At 64.3% G+C, this 20,179-nt stretch carries 16 protein-coding genes; 8 read left to right on the plus strand and 8 right to left on the minus strand.

Annotated elements, in window-relative coordinates:
- Positions 1 to 67: 67 nt before the first annotated feature.
- The 6 genes from C8K14_RS10310 to C8K14_RS10335 form a co-directional block, all read right to left on the minus strand.
- Positions 68 to 1,537 (minus strand): NAD-dependent succinate-semialdehyde dehydrogenase, encoded by a 1,470-nt coding sequence (locus C8K14_RS10310; protein ID WP_107716599.1) that lies wholly within the window; start codon positions 1,535 to 1,537, stop codon positions 68 to 70.
- Positions 1,538 to 1,548: 11 nt separating this feature from the next.
- A complete protein-coding gene (locus C8K14_RS10315; protein ID WP_107716600.1) occupies positions 1,549 to 2,559 on the minus strand; it encodes a dihydrodipicolinate synthase family protein in 1,011 nt (336 codons plus the stop codon).
- 4 nt (positions 2,560 to 2,563) lie between these two features.
- The gene (locus tag C8K14_RS10320; protein ID WP_169049070.1) at positions 2,564 to 3,559 is read right to left on the minus strand and encodes an ornithine cyclodeaminase family protein; all 996 of its coding nucleotides are present in this window, start codon (positions 3,557 to 3,559) and stop codon (positions 2,564 to 2,566) included.
- 153 nt (positions 3,560 to 3,712) lie between these two features.
- Positions 3,713 to 4,669: a LysR family transcriptional regulator gene (locus tag C8K14_RS10325; RefSeq protein WP_054130397.1), complete on the minus strand. Its 957-nt coding sequence runs from the start codon at positions 4,667 to 4,669 to the stop codon at positions 3,713 to 3,715.
- A 79-nt stretch (positions 4,670 to 4,748) separates the two neighbouring features.
- Positions 4,749 to 5,870, minus strand: coding sequence for an FAD-dependent monooxygenase (locus C8K14_RS10330; protein ID WP_107716601.1), 1,122 nt, complete (start codon positions 5,868 to 5,870; stop codon positions 4,749 to 4,751).
- 132 nt (positions 5,871 to 6,002) lie between these two features.
- Complete coding sequence (locus tag C8K14_RS10335; protein ID WP_107716602.1) at positions 6,003 to 8,456, minus strand: TonB-dependent receptor; 2,454 nt, start codon at positions 8,454 to 8,456, stop codon at positions 6,003 to 6,005.
- Between the two features lie 399 nt (positions 8,457 to 8,855).
- Here C8K14_RS10335 and C8K14_RS10340 point away from each other — a divergent pair, with 399 nt between their 5' ends.
- The 6 genes from C8K14_RS10340 (at position 8,856) to C8K14_RS10365 (ending at position 13,529) form a co-directional block, all read left to right on the plus strand.
- On the plus strand, positions 8,856 to 9,596 hold the full coding sequence (locus tag C8K14_RS10340; protein ID WP_062785806.1) for an EthD domain-containing protein: 741 nt from the start codon (positions 8,856 to 8,858) through the stop codon (positions 9,594 to 9,596).
- Between the two features lie 165 nt (positions 9,597 to 9,761).
- Positions 9,762 to 10,295 (plus strand): sigma-70 family RNA polymerase sigma factor, encoded by a 534-nt coding sequence (locus C8K14_RS10345; protein ID WP_233251018.1) that lies wholly within the window; start codon positions 9,762 to 9,764, stop codon positions 10,293 to 10,295.
- The gene (locus C8K14_RS10350; RefSeq protein WP_107716605.1) at positions 10,282 to 10,992 is read left to right on the plus strand and encodes an anti-sigma factor domain-containing protein; all 711 of its coding nucleotides are present in this window, start codon (positions 10,282 to 10,284) and stop codon (positions 10,990 to 10,992) included. The genes C8K14_RS10345 and C8K14_RS10350 overlap by 14 nt, the downstream gene beginning before the upstream one ends.
- A 286-nt stretch (positions 10,993 to 11,278) precedes the next feature.
- Complete coding sequence (locus C8K14_RS10355; protein ID WP_107716606.1) at positions 11,279 to 11,839, plus strand: fasciclin domain-containing protein; 561 nt, start codon at positions 11,279 to 11,281, stop codon at positions 11,837 to 11,839.
- Between the two features lie 177 nt (positions 11,840 to 12,016).
- Positions 12,017 to 13,021, plus strand: coding sequence for a DUF3034 family protein (locus C8K14_RS10360; RefSeq protein WP_107716607.1), 1,005 nt, complete (start codon positions 12,017 to 12,019; stop codon positions 13,019 to 13,021).
- Between the two features lie 28 nt (positions 13,022 to 13,049).
- Positions 13,050 to 13,529 carry a group 1 truncated hemoglobin gene (locus C8K14_RS10365; protein WP_054130404.1) on the plus strand — a complete coding sequence of 160 codons (480 nt, stop codon included), beginning with the start codon at positions 13,050 to 13,052 and terminating at the stop codon, positions 13,527 to 13,529.
- A 209-nt stretch (positions 13,530 to 13,738) separates the two neighbouring features.
- Here C8K14_RS10365 and C8K14_RS10370 read toward each other — a convergent pair whose 3' ends face one another.
- Together C8K14_RS10370 and C8K14_RS10375 are read right to left on the minus strand one after the other, a co-directional pair.
- Positions 13,739 to 15,295, minus strand: a complete 1,557-nt coding sequence (locus C8K14_RS10370) for an alpha/beta hydrolase domain-containing protein (protein WP_233252670.1) — start codon at positions 15,293 to 15,295, stop codon at positions 13,739 to 13,741.
- Positions 15,296 to 15,342: 47 nt separating this feature from the next.
- A complete protein-coding gene (locus C8K14_RS10375; protein ID WP_233251020.1) occupies positions 15,343 to 17,775 on the minus strand; it encodes a TonB-dependent receptor in 2,433 nt (810 codons plus the stop codon).
- Positions 17,776 to 18,120: 345 nt separating this feature from the next.
- On the opposite strand from C8K14_RS10375, the gene C8K14_RS10380 reads away from it, so the two are divergent.
- Together C8K14_RS10380 and C8K14_RS10385 are read left to right on the plus strand one after the other, a co-directional pair.
- The gene (locus tag C8K14_RS10380) at positions 18,121 to 19,335 is read left to right on the plus strand and encodes an acyl-CoA dehydrogenase family protein (protein ID WP_233251021.1); all 1,215 of its coding nucleotides are present in this window, start codon (positions 18,121 to 18,123) and stop codon (positions 19,333 to 19,335) included.
- A 210-nt stretch (positions 19,336 to 19,545) separates the two neighbouring features.
- Positions 19,546 to 20,139 carry a cytochrome c gene (locus tag C8K14_RS10385; protein WP_107716608.1) on the plus strand — a complete coding sequence of 198 codons (594 nt, stop codon included), beginning with the start codon at positions 19,546 to 19,548 and terminating at the stop codon, positions 20,137 to 20,139.
- The last annotated feature ends 40 nt before the right edge of the window (positions 20,140 to 20,179 follow it).

Raw genomic sequence — 20,179 nt, forward strand, 5'->3', positions numbered from 1 at the left:
TCTCCCATGCGGTATGCGCCCGTGCCGATCAATAGCACGGGCGCGGGAAAGGCGCAGGCGGCAGCTGTCAAATCCCGCCCAGGGCCACGTACTTGGTTTCGAGGTATTCCTCGATACCGACCTGGGAGCCCTCGCGGCCGAGCCCCGATGCCTTGACCCCGCCGAACGGGGCCACCTCGGTAGAGATCAGGCCTTCGTTGACACCGACCATCCCGAATTCCAGCCCTTCGACCACGCGGAAGATCCGCCCGGCATCGCGCGCACAGACATAGGCGGCAAGACCGAACGGGGTATCGTTGGCGAGGGCAATCGCCTGTTCCTCGGTTTCAAAGCGGAACACTGGCGCCACCGGGCCAAAGGTTTCCTCGCCAAAGATCTGCGCATCGTACGGCACATTGACCAGGACCGTCGGCTCGAAGAAATTGCCGCCCAGCGCGTGGCGCCGGCCACCCGCCGCCACGCTGGCGCCCTTGGCCACCGCGTCGGCGATATGCTCCTCCACCTTGGCGAGCGCGGCCGCGTCGATCAGTGGGCCGATCGCCGCATCGGGCTGGGTGCCTTCCGCCACCTTGAGCTTGGCGGTCTCCTCCGCCAGACGCCGGGCGAACGCATCGTGGACGCCGGCCTGGACCAGAAAGCGGTTCGCACCGATGCACGATTGGCCACTGTTGCGATACTTGGCGACCAGCGCCGCCTTGACCGCCACGTCCAGGTCGGCATCGTCGAACACGATGAACGGCGCATTCCCGCCCAGTTCCATGCTGGTGCGCTTGATGGTCGGCGCGCATTGTTCCAGCAGCAACGCGCCGATCTCGGTCGATCCGGTGAACGACAGCTTGCGCACGGTGGGGTTGGCAGTGATCTCGCCCCCGATTGCCCCGGCAGACCCGGTCACCACGTTGCACACACCCTTGGGCAGTCCCGCACGCTCGGCCAGCACGGCCAGCGCCAGCGTGGTCAACGGCGTCTGGCTGGCGGGCTTGATCACACCGGTGCAGCCTGCCGCCCAGCCTGGCCCGGCCTTGCGCGTCAACATCGCCGCGGGGAAATTCCACGGCGTGATGGCGGCAAACACGCCCACCGGTGCCTTTTGCACCAGAATGCGCCGGCCCTGCATGTTCTGCGGGATGATCGCGCCGTTGATGCGCTTCGCCTCTTCGGAAAACCACTCGATAAAGCTGGCCGCATAGAGCACCTCGCCGCGCCCCTCGCTCAGCGGTTTGCCTTGCTCGGACGTAATCAGCAGAGCAAGATCATCGATATTCTCGATCATCAGGTCGAACAGGTTGCGCAGGATTGCGCCGCGTTCCTTGGCCAGCAGCCCCCGCCAGGCCGGCAGGGCCGATGCAGCGGCCGCGATGGCACGGCGCGTTTCCTGCGCGCCAGCCTTGGGCACGCGGGCGATGAGCGCGTCGGTCGCCGGATTGCGCACATCGAACGTTGCGCCATCGTCGGCCTGCACCCATTCGCCATCGATCAGCATCGCCTGCCGAAGCAGCGACGGGTCGTTCAGCGCAAGCGGGGTCGGTTGTTCCATGGTTACGCCTTTCAGCAGGGGTTGCGGCCGATGAAGAACAGCTCGTCGGCATCGGTAGTCGGATTGAGGCCAGCGGCTTCCTGCCCACGGCGCAGCGCGGTCATGTCGCGCTGGTAAACCCGCGCCGTGGGATGGCGCAGCGGGCCACCGTTATAGCCCTGCAACCAGGCTTCATACTTCCACATCATGCGGTTGATCAGGCCATTCCCAGCCTGGGGAACCCCGGCAAACGCACGACGCGCAGGATCGACACGGTGAAATTCGGCCGTCGCCTCGTCAAAGCGCTTTTCGCGGATAAGCTGGAACACCTTGGGCAGCCAGGGCCCGAAATAGGCCGAGAAGTTGGTGCCGCAAAACGGCACGTCGATCAGTTGGGCCAGCGGCACGAACTCATGCTCAAGCGGATAGGAGATCACCACTTCGTCGCCGAACGCGCGCTGCGCCTCGATCGCGCCCATGATGAACGGCGCCCCACCCTCGGCCTTGATCGATACCACGTTGGGGCAATCGTCGACCAGGCGGCGCAGCAGTTCGATCGGCATGTCAGTCGGGCTCAGGCGCGAAAAACCCCAGGTCGGGATCGGGAAGAGCATGACCGCCAGGTCGGTCGCATCGCAGAACGCCTTGGTATAGGCATAGATATCGTCGAGCGACTTGGGGAAGAAATAGGGCGGATAGCCCAGCAGGATCAGCTCTGCCCCCGCGGCCTGGGCCAGCTTTGCCGCCGCAATGTTGTCCTCCAGCGTGTTGAACACGGCGTGGTGGACCACGAAGATCCGCCCGGCGGACTGCTCTACCATCACTTCGACAAAGCGCTGGTATTCGGCCATGGTCACGGCCACTTCCGAACAGGCCAGCGTGCCGACAAAGCCATGCGCAATGGTCGTCTCGATATCGTGGCGCGCGGCCTTTTCATTTAGGCCGGCAAAGTCGTTAGTCATCGTCGGGATGGTGACGTTGGCAACGCCAAGCATCTTTTCGCGCGCCCAGGCGCGGGCTTCGCTCTTGGTGTAGCTGGGCATGATCTCACTTCCCCTTGTTAACGGGTTGAATAGGAGCCGGAATTTCGGTGCCAAGGCCCAGTGCCCGTGCGCGTTCGACGCACATCGCGGCAACGGTCAGGTCCTGGATCGCCGCGCCGACCGACTTGTAGAGCATGATCTGATCGGGTGACGTGCGCCCGGGGCGGGCGCCCGACACGACGGCCGACAGGCTGGCGAGCTTGTCGGCAAAGGCGACGCCGGCGGCACTCGCCGCGATCATGTCGCCCGTGTCGTGCGCCACTTCCTCGACCATGTCGGCCACGATCAGATCGGCCCGTTCGATAGCTTCGGGATCGAGTTCGCGCTGTTCCGGCAGGGTCGATCCGATCGACACCACGGTCATCCCCGGACGCAGCCAAGCGCCGCGCAAGGTCGGGCTTTCATCGCGCGAACGCGCAGCGCAGATCACCAGGTCGGCCGATTGCACCGCCTCCTGCGCGCTGTGGGCCGCTGTTACGGCAACGCCCTTGTCTGCCAGGGCCGCGCAAAAGGCAGCGCGGCTGCTTTCGCGCGGACTGAAAACCTCCACCGCCCCGATCGGGCCGGAGTGCGCCAGTGCTTCAAGATGGGTGCGTGCTTCGAAGCCAGATCCGATCACGGCAACCCGGGGCTGCGGCTTATCGAGTAGCTCGCGCGCGGCCAGCGCCGATGTCGCCGCCGTTCGCAGGCCCGTGATCGAGGCAGCGTCCATCAGCGCCTCAAGCGCCATCGTCGCGCCGTCGAACAGCGGGATCAGGTAAGAGGCACAGGCATTGCGCGGTGACGCGGCGATCATCTTGGCCCCCAGGTACTTCTGCCCCGGCATCACCCCAGACAGCGTGCGCAGCCACAGGCCCTGTCCACGGGCCATCGAGCGTGGGGGAAACTGCGCATCGGTTACATCCACACCATAAGCGTCACGCAGCGCCGCAATGGCCGCAGCCCAGTCAAACGCGGCCCCCACGTCCGCATCGGTCAGGATCAAGGTTTTGAGGCTCACACACGACTCCTGCGAAGATGCACCGGGCTGAATTGCCATTTTGGGTGCTCTAATTATGTCAATGAAACGTGTCAATTTATAAATTGATTCGAAAGAGATCAGCCGAGGTCATGCGCCGCCGCACACCTTCCGCATGTGGTAATTTTCGCGAAATCAGCCCGACGCGGTGCGTCCGGCGCTGCTTGCGGCAAGGTGCGCCTTGGCAGGATCGCGCGACGCCATCAGCCGGATGCGTTCCACCAGCCAGTTCAATGCCAAGTCGTTGCCGCTGGCGACATGCCATTGCAGCATCTCGCGAATGGGCGGCATCACGAAGGGCAACTCACGCAGCACGATCGCCTCGCTCTGCGCCATCTGCTCGGCCAGCCGGCGCATCACTGTCGCCACCCGCCTGGTGCCGACCACCAGTTTGGGAAGCACCAGAAACGTCGGCGCAACCACCTCCACCCGGCGCGCCAGCTTCATCCGCGACATGAAGCTGTCCTCGAAAGCCGGCACCCGCATGCGCCCGAAGCGGGCGACGGCGTGGCCGACATCAAAGTAGGACTGGCGCGTGATCTCGCTGTGCATGAAGGGATTTTCGTCCCAGCCGATCATCACGTGATCGTCCTCGAACAGCAGGCAACTGGGGTGATCAGGGCTCAGCGCATAGTCGAGCGAGACGAGGAGATCGGCCTGCTGCCGCTCGATCACCTCGTGCGGGGCATCGTGCAGGGGGAGAATGTCCACCCGCATGTTGGGTGCCGATGTTTCGAGATCGCACAGCACGTCGGCCAGCAGGACCTGCGTGACATAGTCCGAGCCCACGACCTTGATCTGGCGATCGCAGGTCAGCGGGTTGAATTCAGGAGCGACCGTGATCGTGTTGCGGATCTGCTCAAGCACCGCGCGGACCGGCTCGCGCAGTTCCTCGCCACGCACGGTCAGGGTCATCTGGCGGCCACGCACCACCATGAGCTCGTCGCCGAAATAGTCGCGCAGCCGCGCCAGGGAACTGGAGGCGGCAGACTGGGACAGGCACAGGCGCTCTGCCGCCAGCGTCACGCTGCGTTCGGTGAGCAGGGCATCGAGCGCCACGAGCAAGTTAAGATCGAGCCGCTCGAACCGCATAGAACATCTCCCGGTCGTTTTTCATCATTTTGCGCCAAGCCTACTAACGCGTCGCGCCTTGCCGAACCACCTCCCCTGTTCAGATCGGCTCCGCCAGCGCGGCAACAGCGGCCCCGAACACCTGCGTCTGCTCTGCAGACGGGGCGCGGTCGATCTCCATCTGGCCCAGCCGCACGCTGGTTTGCACCACCAGCCGGCTGCGTTCCCAGCGGCGCTCTGCAAAAGCGTGCCACCCGGCCGCAACGCTGTCCGCCGCAAGCATTTCGTGCGCCAGAACCAACCCGTCTTCCACCGCCAGACCGGCGCCCGATGCAAGATGCGGCGTGGTCGCGTGCGCGGCATCGCCGATCAGGCCGACCCGGCCCACGGCCCAGGGGCGCGGCAGCAGCATCGCCTCGAGCGGGCGATAGTTGAACGCGCTGTCGGGCCCCAGATCGTCGCGCACGGTGGCGATCACGCCGCCAAAGCCGGCCAGAATCTCGCGCAGCATCGCGATCCCTTCCTCGGCACCCACCCGAGGGTTGCCGGGCATCGGGGTATTGCAGAACATGTACATCTTGTCGGCCGAGCATGGCGTCACGCCGGCCTTGCGGTCTGGGCCGTAATACATGCGGCCACTGTCCAGCCACGCCGGCCGATCGGCCAGCACGCGCCAGCACCCCTGCCCGGTGAATTGCGGGCGCGGTGCATCGGGAAACAGCAGCCCGCGCATGGCAGAAAACGCGCCATCGGCCCCAACCACCAGGTCATAGCGCCCGGTTGCCCCATCGGTGAACACCACGTCCACGCCATCGGCATCCTGCGTGAACGATGCCACCGTCACCCCCAGCCGCACATCGGTGCCCACTGCGCGGGTGCGGCTCGACATGATGTTGTGCAGCACCGGACGCAAGATGCCACCGGCGGCCGGAAGGTCGGCGGCCAGCGGCGGCATCGCGTGCTCGGCAATCAGATCACCGGCCTGGGTATAGAGCCCGACCTTCTTGGAAAAGGCCGCAGCCGTGCTCACTTCGTCCAGCAGGTCGAGCGCCTTGAACGCGCGCAGCGTAGGCCCGGTGATGGTGATGCCAGCGCCCAGCACCTTCCACTGCGGATCGATATCCACCAGATCGACCACGATGCCGTGCTGGGCAAAGGCAATCGCGGTGGCCATGCCGCCAACGCCGCCACCGACGACAAGGGTTTTCAATTGCTTGGGCATAGTACGTTCCTTGTCGGGAGGCTGCAGTCTGATCAGAGTTTCTTGATGCCCGGCGTTGCCAAGCCTGGTTTGGCCATGCGTGGTTTGCCATCCGGGCGCCGGGAAAGGATCGCCCTTCCCCGGCTTTGAGCTTTAGAACTTCACCGATGCGCGCGCGCCGTAGGTGCGGGGCGGCGCATAGGACGTGGCGATCACACCGCCGACGTTGTTGTTGTATTGCGTCAGGATGCGGACGTTGTTGTCGGTCAGATTGCGGACCCACGCCGTCAGTTGCCAGCGCTGGTCATGTGGGCCGAACGCGATCGAGGCATCAGCGGTGAAATCGTCGCCGGAGTTGTGCTGGGCGAGATATTCAAAGCCGATCACCCGGTTGGAGCGATAGCGGCCATCAAGCGACAGTTGCAGGGTGTAATCACCCAGCGGGATGTCCTGGCGAATGCCGCCGTTCAGCGACCAGCGCGGGGAGTTGAGCCCCGGCTTGCCGCTGCAGTCAATCGTGTAGACCGGCAGGCCACCCTCGGTACCGGGGGTATAGGGGCACCCTACCGCCGGTGGTAGCGACGTTCCGCCACGCGGCACGTTGTAGGTGAACTGGTCCAGTGTATTGTCGACATATTGAACGTCACCCAAAAGCAGCGTGGTCGGCGTCGCCTTGAACTGGAAATCGATGTCCACGCCCTTGATCGTCGACTTGCCGACGTTGGTGGTGAAATAGGTCGTCAGGCCATCGCTGCCGAAGCCGAAGTGTGAAACCTGCTGGTTGCGGTACTTCCACAGGAACGCCTCGACGTTGATTTGCAGGCGATTGCCCATGAGCCGGTTCTTGATGCCAGCGGTGTAGGCATCGATGAATTCCGGCGCATAGGTTTCACGCCCCTTGGCCAGGGCAAAGCCGCCAGAACGATAGCCGGTCTCGTAGCTGAGATAGGCCAGCGATTGCGGCCCGACATCGTATTCTGCGGCCAGGCGATAGGTGAAGCGGTTGTTGTTGAGCGGCTTGTTCACCGCAACCGGGGCATAAGTCAGGATGTTGCCGGCATTGCCGAACGGACGCACATCACCCGGCGCAGTGGGGAAGCCCGCCGGCAATTGCGACGCAGGGATCTGGGCGGCGATATCTGCCAGCGTCAGGCCGGTCGGCACCGATGGGCCGCCAAAGCAGCCATTCCCGGCAGGCGGCGGCGCGTTGGTGCACAGGTCCAGCAGGGTATTGGCCAAGCCATCGATGCGCTTTTCGTCACGCGTATAGCGCCCACCGGCAACCAGGCGGAAATGGTCGGTGGCGTGGAATACCAGCCGCCCAAACCCGGCATAGGACTTGGTGCCGATGGCGTAGCTCTGGATGGAACTCACCAGATACTGGTTGTAAGTGCTGTTGCCCTGGACGTTTTCGTCATAGAAAAATCCGCCGATCAGCCATTCGACCGGGCCGATCGGCTTGCCCGCAAGCCGCACTTCGGCACTGAACTGATGACTGTTTTCCTTGGTTCGTGCCCCGCGGAAACTGGGCGCCCCGTTGAACAGGTCGTCCAGGGTCGATTTGCGATAGGCCAGCAGTGTTGTCACCTTGCCAATGCTGGTGTCGAGATTGGCTTCGCCTTCAACGCCCCAGTTGGTATCGTTGATGAACGGCTTGTCGAGCGGTGCAGGAGAGATGAACGACCCGCCGATCACGGTGTTTACAAAAAATGCGCTGGCCTTGGGAGACAGCAGGCCCGACCACGCGCCCAGATTTGCAGGAACATACGTGTAATTGGCCGGCGCATTGGCCGACGCCGGTGCACCCGGCGTGAAATTCAGCAGGCCATCATACGTGGCGCCCACGCCCATGCCGCCGTTGTGCGCCCAGTCGGCTGCCAACCGGAGCGACACTGCCGCGCTGGGCTGCGTCAGGATCTGCGCGCGCAGGGCCTGCGACTTGGTATTGCCCGTGCCGTCGGAATAGTAGCCTTTGCTGTCAACAACCTTGCCCGCCAGCCGGACCGCCGTGTTGTCGCCCACCGGCACGTTGATCATGGCATCGCCGTCGATGGCATTGAAGTTGCCATAGCCCAGCGAGGCCGCGCCCATCAGCTTGCCGATCACCGGCTTGGCGGGAAGCACATTGACCGCGCCGCCAGTCGCATTGCGGCCGTACAGCGTGCCTTGCGGGCCCTTGAGCACTTCGATCCGCTCAAGGTCGAAAAATGCGCTGCCGGTCGACGTCGGGCGGCCGATGTAGACACCGTCATAGTTGAAAGCGACAGCCGGATCGCTGTAGACATTGTTGGTGAAATTGCCGACACCGCGCACGAAATAGCTGGTGGTCGCGCCACCACCCTGGGCAACGGTCAGCGAAGGCGCCACGGAATTGAGAGTGGCCGCGCTGTTGACGCCCGCCTTCGTCAACGCTTCTGCCGTAACCACGCTGATCGCGATCGCGGCCTTTTGCGCGCTCTCCGCCTTGCGCTGCGCGGTCACGACGATTTCCTCGAGCCCGACAGTGCCAGATTGCTGGCCCGCCTCATCGGCATGCGAGACCTGCGGCATCGCGGCCATGGCCATCATCGCCAGCGCTGAAGCGCCCGAACGAATGCCCTGCTTCATGTTTTCCTCCCTCTCCGTGACTGTTTTTTGGCTTTTATCGTGCTCGGGCTGCCCCCGATGCGCATGTCATTGTTCCGCCATTTGCAAACGCCTGTCGTTTATGCTGTCGCACGCGGCGCGCCGCGCCCGCTGCGCCAGAGCGGCCCGACCGGCTTCCTGCTCAACCCGCGTTTTTCCTGACATTGTGCCGGCAAACCTAGTCAGCATCGCAGGCGGCGAAAAACGAAAGATACGCATAGCGCATTATCGATGCCATCAATGTGTGTATAAACACGAACCAATCTTAGCATTGATGGAATAAATATGGACCTATCGCCGCTAGCGGCTTTACTCCCGAGGCCGGCGTGGCAAGTTCAGGCCCGGCGCCAAGCGGCGAATGCCAGTTCAAGGGAGAGTAGGATGCTCAAGATCGTTGCCGCCGTCCGGCGCAAGCCGGGCATGACGCATGCCGAATACCTCGCCTATATCGAGCAGGTCCACGGCAAGCTGGCAACGGACAACCCCTTGCAACTCCACCGCTATGTCCAGAACCATGCGTTCGACGGCGCTTACGGGTCAGGCGATCGGCCCGATCATGTCGGCGTTTTCCATCGCGACAGCGTGACCGAACTCTACTTCACCAGCCCCCAGGCCATGGCGGAAACCTTTTCGGCCGAATACAACCGAACCGTGATTGCGCCGGACGGTGCGCACTTTGCCGAATTGCCGACCAACCAGGCCTTGCTGACGATCGAAACCGTACTGGTCCCCCCGCCGGCCGCCCCGGCCGCGAACACGGTGAAGATCATGATGCTGCTGGCTTGCGCCGACGGCGTGGTCGCGGCGAACGCCCAAGGCGGATGGCAGGCCGCGCACGAAGCCGGGCTGGCTGCGGCCCCCGCCTTTGCCACGGCGATCTGTGGGCTGACGCGTTCCGACCCGCAGGAAAGCGGGCCAGGCGCGGCGATGGCCGCGCATTTTGGCGGGGGAGATCAGCCACCGCTGGCCCTGCTCGTATCGATCTGGGCGCCGGAAGACGCGCTGGCCAATTTCCGCCGCTACGAACGCAGCGTGCTGGCCAGCGGGCTGTTCCACCGCGATTACAGCTATTTCCTGTTCACCCGCGAGGTGGAAATTCTGGCGCCGCGAACGGATCAATAGGCGCGATCCGATCGGCCACCGGGCATATCCGGGCGGGGACATGGCGCGCGAATGCGATCGCCGCCCCCTCCCTGTTTGCCACGGTTGCGTCCACTGCCATTCAACGGCTAGACCAGCGGTCCTATGCCGCCCTCCCCCGCACCAGATGCTCTGCCGCGTTCCGAATTGGTCGCCCTTCTGCTGGCTGCGGCGGAAGGCGACGAGCCGAGCTTCTCGGAACTCTATCGCCGCACCAGCGCGAAACTATTCGGCGTGGTCCTGCGTATCTGCCCTGATCGGGGGATCGCGGAGGACGTATTGGTTGATGTCTACCTGACCATCTGGCGCCGTGCCGGCGCGTTCGATCCGGGCCGGGCCAGCCCGATCACCTGGATGGCGACGATTGCGCGCAACCGGGCGATCGACGCCGTGCGCCGCCAGCCCCGTGTTGCGCCAGTCGCGATCGACATGGTCCCCGAGATGGCCGACTGTGCCACGCTGGCAGAAGCCGCCCTGATCGAAGCGGAAGGCGATGCCCGCCTGCACCTGTGCGTCGAGCAGTTGGGCGAGCCGCAGTCTGGCGCCATCCGCGCGGCCTTTTTCCACGGGCTGACTTATGCGCAACTGGCAACCACCATGGCCGTGCCGCTGGGCACGATGAAAAGCTGGATCCGGCGGAGTCTTGCCCGGCTGAAGGAGTGCCTCCATGCCGAGGACTGATTCCGTGCTGTCCGAAGAGGATGTGGTGCTGGCTGGCGAGCTGGCGCTTGGCGTGCTGGAAGGCGATGCCTTGGCCGCGGCGCGGCGCAGGCTGATTGCCGAACCGGCGTTTGCCCGCGAAGTGGAAATGTGGCGCGATCACTTTGCCGCGGTTTCCGTGCGCGGACCTGCTGTGGAGCCTCCAGCCGCCTTGGCCGGCCGCGTGCAGCAGGCCGTTCGCGCGCAGGGCGGCGGCACTCTGGCAAGCATGTCGCAGCGGGCAGTGGCGCGCTGGCGCGCGGCTGCCATCGGGTTTGGCGCGCTGGGCCTTGGCGCGGCGGCTGCGCTGGCCCTGGTATTGCTCCGTCCCGCCACCGTCGACAATACAACCGGCGATAGGGTCCTGGTGGCTGCGCTCGATGTCCCTGCGGCGCATGCCACGCTGCTGGCGCGGATCAAGCCCGGACGGCTGCATGTCACCGGCGCGCTGCCCATTCCCGACCAGCATGACGCGCAGGCGTGGGTGATCGATGCTTCGGGCACGCCGCGTTCGCTCGGCGTGTTGCAGCGAACGGGCGGCCAGGCACTCGAAACGGTGCCACAACGCGCGCTCGCGCCGGGGCAGACGCTGGCGATCAGCATCGAGCCGATGGGCGGCGCGCCTGGTCCACTGCCGACCGGGCCCGTCGTCGCCACCGGCACGATCGAGACAATCTGAGCGCATGACAGAGGCGAGAGCGCACCGACAGTTGCGCGCCCGCTAGCCTGACAGGAGTGAAACGGGCGCGATCCGGTTCGCAGCGTCGCTGCGCGCGCCATCAGCGCAAAATCCGCCCTGCCCGAAAAAATTTTTTACCGGGCGTGCATCCAAGCGTCGGGCCCCTTGCGTAGCTGCGGCATCGGCGGGGGCAGGAAGCCATCCACTATCCCTGCGCCTGCCGAAATGAATGCAGCATTCGTCCGCATTGCCTGTGGTTGTGCGGAAACCCAAAAGGAACAAGATCATGAAGCTTTTCAAGATCCTCACCACCCTTGTTGCTGCCAGCACGCTGCCCATCGGCGCGACCGCTCTCTATGCCGCAGCCGCGCCGGTCACCGTCGGTGGAGCGCCGATGTATCCCACCAAGAACATCATCCAGAACGCGGTCAATTCCAAGGACCACACCACCCTGGTCGCGGCGGTGAAGGCCGCCGGATTGGTCGATACGCTGCAAGGGCCTGGGCCGTTCACCGTGTTTGCGCCCACCGATGCGGCCTTTGCCAAGCTGCCGGCAGACACCGTGCCCACGTTGCTCAAGCCGGAAAACAAGAACCAGCTGACCGCGGTACTGACCTACCATGTCGTGCCCGGCAAGCTCAGCGCGATGGCGCTGCGCCGAAAGGTGATGCAAGGCCACGGCAAGGCGATGCTCAAGACCGTACAGGGCGAGGATCTGACCGTGACCGCCATGGGCCGCAAGCTGATGATCACCGACAGCAAGGGCGGCATGGCCACCGTCACCATTCCCGACGTCAACCAAAGCAATGGCGTGATCCACGTCATTGATGCCGTGCTGTTGCCCTGAGGGTCGCACACCAGGCGGGCATCACGGGGCGGGGGAAACGTGCGCGTTTCCCCCAAACCCGACAGCACACCGGGGCCAACAACGCGCGCACCCATTCTACCGAACACAAACACACACACGCCGTATCTGATGCAACGCGGGACGGATGATCCTGCATTTTCAGTGGAGTAGAACAACATGAGGTTCAACGATATTCCGCGGGCCGCGATGGCGGCTCTGGCGGGAGCGGCTCTCTGCGCGCTCAGCGCCCCCGCGTTTGCCGAGACAACACCCGGCGATGCCGAGACCGCCGCACCAGCCGATAGCGGTGGCGGCGATACCCAATCGCCTGGCGACGCGTCGCACGAGCTGGTGCCATTTCGCAATGGCGGGCGCCTGCTGCTGACCGGCGGCGTCTCCACGATCGAGGGGGCCGGCGGCGGCGGCCTGGTGCCCTGGGCGCTGATCGGCGGCTATGGCACGCGCGACGAGTTCGGCATCCAGTCTTACGTCACCGGCGTAAAATCCGAGGATTTCGCGCTGGTCGCCTTCGGCGCCTCGGCCAACATCAAGAACCGGTTGGAGATTTCGCTCGGCCGGCAGAATTTCCATTTGCGCGATGTCGGCAAGGCGCTCGGGTTGGGCAACGATTTCATCATCAGTCAGACCATCATCGGCGCCAAGGTCCGCCTGATCGGCGATGCGGTGCTCGATCAGAACACGCTGGTGCCGCAAATCTCGGTGGGCGTGCAGCACAAGATCAATGACGACAAGACCGTGGTGGGCGGCGCGCTTGGCCTGCGCCGATCGAGCACCGATTTCTACATCGCCGCCACCAAGCTGTTCCTGGACAAGAACCTGCTCGTCAACACCACCGTGCGGCTGACCAAGGCCAACCAGTACGGCATTCTCGGCTTCGGCGGGCTTGGCGGCAAGGACCAGGCCTACAAGCCGACCTTCGAAGCCTCAGCGGCTTATCTGCTTACCCGCAAGCTGGCCTTCGGCGCCGAAGTGCGCACCAAATCAAACCGCCTGCAAGGCGCGCTAGGCGGGGATTCCTTCCGCGAGGACGCCGCCTACGACATCTTTGGCGCCTATGCCCTGGGCCGCAACCTGTCGCTGACGGCGGCGTACGTCGATCTTGGCCATATCGCGCTCAAGAACCAGCACGCCGCCTATCTCTCGCTGCAAGTCGGCTTCTGACGCTGCCATTCTTCCGGAGACATTCCCGATGATCACCATGCTTCTCGCCGCTGGCCTGATGGCCGCCCAACCTGCTGCTGCCGAACCGCCCGTGGCTGACCCGGCGGTCAAGCCGCACTATCCGACCCTGCCGGTCATCACCCAGAACGAGCATCTCTATGAAACGTTTGGCGGAAAGGAAGGCCTGACCGCGCTGATGGATGATGCCATGAACCGTTGGCTGGCCAATCCGCGCACGCGGCCGTTCTTTGCCAACGCCGATCAGGCCCGGATCAAGGATCTGCTGGTCAAGCAGTTCTGCGTGATCATGCACGGCCCCTGTACCTACGACGGGCGGACCATGGCCGAGGCCCACCGCGGCATGAATGTTTCCGAAGGCAGCTTCTATGCGCTGGTAGAGGAATTGCAGGTGGCGATGAACAAGCGCCACATTCCCTTCAACGCCCAGAACCGGCTGATCGCGGCGCTCGCCCCGATGCACCGCGACATCATAAACAACACCAAGTGATGCAGATGACCATGCGCAAAGCCATCACGGTTGCGCGCATGGCCATTGTGGCGGCGGCATTCTCCCCTGTGGCCGCCGCCACACCCCAGCTACGGCCCGCGCTATTCACACGGCTAAGCCACGCGGATGCGCGTGCTCATACGCTGCAATATCCGCGATCGCGTCCCGTGGCGCACGCTGGCCATTGCGTTGGTCCAGGACAAAGAGCCTCAACGCGGCGACAGGCCAGAGGGCCCGAAGGCTTCCGGCCCGGCGGGGGGAACGAGACCAGCGGCATCTTCCGGCAAGATGATGCCTGCGGCCACTGCGGCGCGGGTGGCGGCGGCAAAACGGCGGGCATAGCGCGCGTAGGAGCCGTAGAGCTTGCGCATCAGCGCGGGAGAAAAGGCCCGCTTGCTGTCGTAGACCGTGCCGCAGCCAGTCTCAAAGTCGGTCCAGTATTCGAATGCCGGCACGGTGATCCACGGCGGCCGCATGCCGCCCACGATTGCCTGGGTGCGCGGATCACGCCGCACGCCGTTACTGGTGCGCACCACGCGGGGATAGCGCTGCATCGGCGCGCCGGTACGCACCCAGCGGTCCATCGCATCGAGCAGCGCCGAGAACGGCAACTCGGCCGGCTCGTCATAGATCGCCTGGCAGCGTGGGTCGTTGCCATGGCCGCGCTGGTTGGGCAGGGGCTCCACCTCGCCAGTGCCGAGATCGGCGGCACGCAGGTGCGGCGTCCCCATCACCTCGACATAGCGCAACATCGGCCGGTCGCTGTCCGGCGGCAGTGCAATGTGCTCGATCGCATCGTGTACGGTCTCGGACTGGCTGTAGACAGTCACGAAAGGAACATCGTCGGGTAATCCGCGCGGGATGCGGCGCGGCGCACCGGCCACTTCGCCATAGGAAAACCGCCCGGTCATGTAGGCATCGATCAGCGGCCCGCCATCGGGTCGGCGCCATTGCTGGTGGCGCCCCTGGTCGAGATAGTCGAACCAGACCTGCGCCTGCACTGCCCAACTGTCGACGTAGACACGGCGGACCGCCAATCCCGCCATGGGCCCGGCAGCAGACGGCGTGCGCAGCAGAAGGGCCAGTTCGGCACCGATACCCTGCGCCTGGGGCAGGAACGGATCGGGCGCACCACCACGCAAAAACCGCTGCGGATCATAATAGCTGCCGAGCGGCGCATAGCGTGCATAGTCGAAGCGTCGCATGAACTCGAGGTTCACGATGCCGCCGTACTGCGCCTGATCGGAATTGCCCACCTCGCCCGGCACCGGCGGGAACTTGGGATCGGCAGGCGGGGCATTGATGTCGAGGGTGTAGGCGACGAAGGCATAGCCGCGCCGCATGAGATAGGCGCGGGTCAGTATCCATCCGGCTGCACGCGCGCCGAACCAGCTGAAAGGCTCGATCACCACCGTGCCGTTGAAGCGCGCAGGGTCAGCCGGGCGGCGCACCAGGATGCGCGTAATATAGGGCGCCGCCGCCACGCGCACATGGCCATCGGCGTCGATCGCCGGGGCCTTGCCTACGAGGTAGTATTCCGCCTCTTCATACCCTGCTGCAGCAAGATCGGCATGCTCGGGGCCAGGCCGCCGCGCCGAGGACAGTGGCAGGGCGCCGCTGTCGGGCACCGGGATGGCCTCGGGCAGGGTAATCGCCGCCGCCTCTGGCGCAGTGGCCGATGCGGGGGTGGGCAGCGGCGCAACGGCGGGGGCGGCCCTTGCCGTGGGAGCAAGGGCCGCAAGCGCGCCGCATGCCAGGCTACACATCAGGCCAAGTGCCAGCATAGCCCCGCGCATGTCGCCGCTGCGCCGCCTCATTTGCCGAACGGCACCCGCAGCGTGGCGCCATAAGTCACCGGCGGGCCATAGATCGATGTCACGCCCAAAATGCCAAGGTTGAGCGCATAGGCACGATAGGCCTTGTTGAACACGTTGCGCCCCCAGGCAGTCAGCGAGATGCCGGTGCTCGTGTCGCGCCAGGTCAGCGAGGCATTGGTGATGTTGTACGAAGGCTGCAAAGAGCCAAGGCCGTTGGTCACCTCGAGGAACTGCTTGTCGTACCACACCCCGTCGATCTGCACGGCGAGGTTGCCGCTGCCGATATCGTGGTTGTAGCGCAGCAGGTAATTGAAGCTGAAGCGCGGCGCATTGGGCAGCTTGGCATTCTTGATATCGGCCTGCGGGAAATCGCAGCGGAACACATTGCCCAGGTTCTTGCAATACTGCGAATCCGGCGCACCGGGGAACAGCACCGGGCCAAACTGGGTGCCGGTACCGGGAATGCTGTCGACCGACGAGGTTTCCCACGTAGCGCCGAACACGCCATCGACATGGCGCGAGGGTGACCAGAACGACTCCAGTTCGGCCCCAGTCGCATGGGCATTGCTGTTATAAACATGGGGAACGCCACCAGCCAGCGAGAAGGCCTGATAGTCTTCGTAGAAGTAGTGGTAGACCGTGCCGTTGACGCGCAGCGTGCGGCCGAGCAGGCTGGTCTTGAAGCCGGCTTCGAGGCTGTTGAGCGTCTCGGGACGATGCTGGAAATCTTGCGGGGTGATCGTCGAGGACAGCGACCAGTTGCCGCCCTTGATGCCGCGATTCCACGACGCGAACAACAGCGTGTCGGGCGTGGCCTGGTAATTGAGCGAGACGCGGGCAGCCCAGTCGCCATAGTTGATGCGGTTAACGCCCGGCACCACGGCCGCCAGGTCACGATCGGTGAACAACACGCGCGGGTCGGGCTGCGGGGCGTATGTCGGGTCGATCAGGACCGCGGTATAGTCAATCGCCTTGTGGTCCTTGGAATAGCGCCCGCCGATCGTGACCGAAAACTTGTCGGTCAGTTGCAGGTCACTCTGCGCGAACAGCGACCAGTTCTTGGAGCGCAGCACATAGAACTGGTCGACCGTCGGGAACGAAAAGCCGCCGTTGGCTTGTTCGGCCAGTGAAATCATCGGCACCCCTGTAACGCCGTGGACGCCGTCGTATTTCATATCGAGGTAGTAACCCCCCGCCTGCCACTTGAGCAGCCCGGTATGGCCTGAGAAGCGCAATTCCTGCGAGAACTGGTGGAAGCGCACGCGCGTATCGACGTTGACGACATCGAGCGGCGTGGCATCGCCGTCTTCGGCATAGACCTTGTTCATCGTCAGGTAGTTGGTGATCGCGGTGAGACTGACGCCGCCCAGGTCCCAGTCGAGCTGGCCCTGGTAGCTGTTGGTTACGCGGTTGAGGTCACCCTTGCGGTTGCCGAAGTGTTCCCACGGCGAGGCCGGGGCCGAGGTGACGCCGTTGATGACCCCATTGCGGCTGTCGCTAAGGCCAGCGGCGTTGGTATCGCAATAGCCGTTGGCAAGATAGACGCAGTTCTCGAAGACATAACCGCCCGTGGCGACATGGTTGTCTTCGGAATGCTTGTACCACAGGCTGAGCGTGGCCTTGGGGGCAAGATCGACCTGCAGGTTGAGGCGTGCGGCCCAGCCGTTCTTGCCGCCGAGGTCCTGCCCGCTGCCCGGCAACACGCCGAGACCCAACGCGGTAGCATCCGTGCTGCGCGACTTGATGTAGCCATCGGCCTTTTCGACCCGACCCGCCGCGCGGAAACGTACGCCCGGCACGATCTGCGCCCCGATGGCGCCTTCGAGCGAGCGATCGTTGAACTTGCCGTATTCGCCCTGGACGTAGCCGTTGAGCGCGTCCTGGCTGGCATCCTCGCTGAGGTAATGGATCAGGCCGCCGGTGGCGTTGCGCCCGAACAGCGTCCCCTGGGGGCCGCGCAGCACTTCGACGCGTTTGATGTCGAACAGTTGCCCTGCCACGGCGTTCATCGAGGCGATATAGGCGTTGTCCTGGTAGACCGCGACCGGAGCCTCGAGGTTGTCGGTGAAATTGTTCTGCGAGATGCCGCGCAGACTGAAGATCGTCAGGTTGGGCGACCAGGCGTTGACACGCAGCGCAGGGATCTGCTGGGTGATTTGGGTGGTGTCGGTGATACCCAGGCGCTTGACCTGTTCGCCGGAAAACGCGCTGACCGAGATCGCCACCTTCTGCACACTTTCGCTGCGCTTGTTGGCGGTCACGAGAATTTCAGAAGCAAGCCCCCCGGCGTTGGCTTGCGCTGCCGGCGCAGCGGCGGACACTGCGGCTGGATCGGCGGCCTGCTGGCCAATGGCCAGTGCAGGTGCGGCGGCCATCGTCGACGCAAGAAGATAGGCCACGCGACGCGCGGCATGGTCACGGCGGATCATGGTACTGCTACTCCCCATAGCGATCCACGCCTCCTTTTAGAGTGCGCGCGCAAATGTTGTTCCTGCTGCGACTTTGTGTCGCACGGTTTACAGTATATGGCAATAGCCTATTATTGTTGCGTTCACGGAACAGTTGAGAATGCCCCCTCCACGCATGAGAATCCCCGCAGCGTCGGGAATTTAGCTCCTGCCATGGCCCTGACCGAACGGGAAGGTTGACCTTCATCGCAGATATGCGACATTGTTGCGCAATCGAGAAAATAACCTCGAATCGACAATTATTGTAACTAAGAAGTCGAATCAGGCCGGTTCTGGCCCACGACAGCCCCAATGGAGAGAGCGGTCATGAGCGTTACAGTTGCCCCCCATATGGATGCCGCCCGCGAAGCGCATGACCTTGCCGCCATGCTGGTCCAGCGCGCACGCGACATGGTGCCGGTGTTGCGCGAGCGCGAGGTGGAGGCGATTGCGGCCCGCCAAGTTTCGGCCGAAACGATCCGCGATTTCAAGGATGCCGGGTTCTTCAAGGTGCTGCAACCGCGCAAGTACGGCGGCTTCGAACTCTCGCCAGCAGTCTATTGCACGATTGCCAAGACGCTGGCCGAAGGCTGCATGGGCAGTGCGTGGGTCTATGGCGTGGTGGCCGTGCACAATTGGCAGATGGCACTGTTCGATCCGCAAGCAGCAGACGATGTCTGGGGCAAGGATCCCTCGGTGCTGATCAGTTCATCCTATATGCCAACCGGCAAGGCCGTGCCGGTGGAAGGCGGCTACCGCTTCAGCGGGCGCTGGCAGTTCTCCAGCGGATCGCAACACTGCGATTGGGTGATCCTGGGCGCCAACATGGTCGCCCCCGACGGAGACGGCACGCCCGAGCCCTACAACTTCCTGGTGCCGCGCACCGATTATCAGATCGTCGATACCTGGCACACGATGGGCCTGTGCCCCACAGGCAGCAACGACATCGTGATCGAAGATGCATTCGTGCCCGCGCACCGCGTGATCCGTGAGCGAGACATGTTTGCGATGAACTGCCCAGGCCATGCCGCCAACCCGGGCCCGCTCTATCGCATTCCCTTCGCGCAGGTGTTCAACCGCACCGTCTCGACCACGTCGATCGGTTCGCTGCGCCGCGCGCTCGAAATCTTCGTGCGGGCCACGCGCGAGAAACGCGCCACCTATTCGGGTGCGCGCCTGGCGGCCGATACCACCATCCAGCAAGCCGTGGCCGAAGTGAAGCTGATCCTCAACGACCTGGAACTGCGTCTCGCCAGCGACTTGGCCGAGCTTGATGCACGATCGCTCAGCGGCGACTGGCCGATCGAACGCCGTGCCGAACTGGGCCACCACACCACCGCCATGGTCAGCCGCTGCGTTACCGCGATCGACCAGCTCATGCTGTTTTCGGGCGGCAAGGCCATCTACGCTGGCAATCAGGTACAGCGCGCGTTCCTCGACATCCATTGCGCCCGCGCACATGTTGCCAACAATCCCTATCCCTATGCCCGCAACGTTGGCGCGATGGCCTTCGGTTACGACAACGATTGCATGGACCTGTAACCAGGTGGCCCGCGCAGCGTGGCGCCGCGCGCCATTTGCGCGGTGAGCGCACCTGATAGTCGCGGCCGACAGCGCCCTGCCCCCGTTGCTGTGACCGTAACCCAACCGTTTCACGCGCGGCCGTGCTGCACTCCTGCCCTATCGCGGTGACAGGCAATACGCTGCAGGAAGGAATTGAAAGTGATAGACGGGGTAAAACGGGCCCGACGGTTGGGCCACGGAATGCTGTCAGTGGCGGCGCTGGCGCTGCTCGCCTGTGCCTGCAGCGGGCAGCGGGAAGACCAAGCTGCAAGCCACACCGCGAACGGGACGGCAAAGGGCGCGGCGACATCGGGTACGGCCGCGATCCAGCCGGTGGTTTCGATCAAGGAACTGATGGATTCCACCGTCGATCCCGCTGCTGACGGGGTGTGGGACGCGGTAGGCACGATCACCACGGCCAGCGGCGTCGATCACCACCAGCCGCGCAGCGATGAGGAATGGCAGGCGGTGCGCCGCCACGCAGTGACTCTTGCAGAGGCAATGAACCTGGTCATGCTCGATGGGCGCCATGCCGCCCCCACCGGCACCCGCCCAGGACTGGGCGAGCAGGCCCCGGCACAAATCGAGGCGGCAATTCGCGCCAACCCGGCGCAGTTCGACCAGTTCGCGACGGCCACGCGCGACGTTGCGATCGACATGGTCCGGGCGATCGACCGGCACGACGTCGATGCCGTGATGAAGCTGGGCGGCACGCTCGATGATCGCTGCGAGTCCTGCCACGTGACCTATTGGTATCCGAACTCGCCGCGCCCCAAGACCTGAGGTTGCGAAGCGCTCTTGGCCACGCGGCCGCAGGGAGCCG

Source organism: Novosphingobium sp. GV079 (assembly GCF_003058045.1).
GTDB lineage: Bacteria > Pseudomonadota > Alphaproteobacteria > Sphingomonadales > Sphingomonadaceae > Novosphingobium > Novosphingobium capsulatum.

Coding starts and splice junctions, on each gene's coding strand:
- C8K14_RS10315 (WP_107716600.1), bottom strand. CDS start 2,559: ATGCCCAGCTACACCAAGAGCGAAGCCCGCGCCTGGGCGCGCGAAAAG.
- C8K14_RS10380 (WP_233251021.1), top strand. CDS start 18,121: ATGAGCGTTACAGTTGCCCCCCATATGGATGCCGCCCGCGAAGCGCAT.
- C8K14_RS10325 (WP_054130397.1), bottom strand. CDS start 4,669: ATGCGGTTCGAGCGGCTCGATCTTAACTTGCTCGTGGCGCTCGATGCC.
- C8K14_RS10350 (WP_107716605.1), top strand. CDS start 10,282: ATGCCGAGGACTGATTCCGTGCTGTCCGAAGAGGATGTGGTGCTGGCT.
- C8K14_RS10335 (WP_107716602.1), bottom strand. CDS start 8,456: ATGAAGCAGGGCATTCGTTCGGGCGCTTCAGCGCTGGCGATGATGGCC.
- C8K14_RS10365 (WP_054130404.1), top strand. CDS start 13,050: ATGATCACCATGCTTCTCGCCGCTGGCCTGATGGCCGCCCAACCTGCT.
- C8K14_RS10355 (WP_107716606.1), top strand. CDS start 11,279: ATGAAGCTTTTCAAGATCCTCACCACCCTTGTTGCTGCCAGCACGCTG.
- C8K14_RS10340 (WP_062785806.1), top strand. CDS start 8,856: ATGCTCAAGATCGTTGCCGCCGTCCGGCGCAAGCCGGGCATGACGCAT.
- C8K14_RS10375 (WP_233251020.1), bottom strand. CDS start 17,775: ATGATCCGCCGTGACCATGCCGCGCGTCGCGTGGCCTATCTTCTTGCG.
- C8K14_RS10370 (WP_233252670.1), bottom strand. CDS start 15,295: ATGTGTAGCCTGGCATGCGGCGCGCTTGCGGCCCTTGCTCCCACGGCA.
- C8K14_RS10310 (WP_107716599.1), bottom strand. CDS start 1,537: ATGGAACAACCGACCCCGCTTGCGCTGAACGACCCGTCGCTGCTTCGG.
- C8K14_RS10360 (WP_107716607.1), top strand. CDS start 12,017: ATGAGGTTCAACGATATTCCGCGGGCCGCGATGGCGGCTCTGGCGGGA.
- C8K14_RS10330 (WP_107716601.1), bottom strand. CDS start 5,870: ATGCCCAAGCAATTGAAAACCCTTGTCGTCGGTGGCGGCGTTGGCGGC.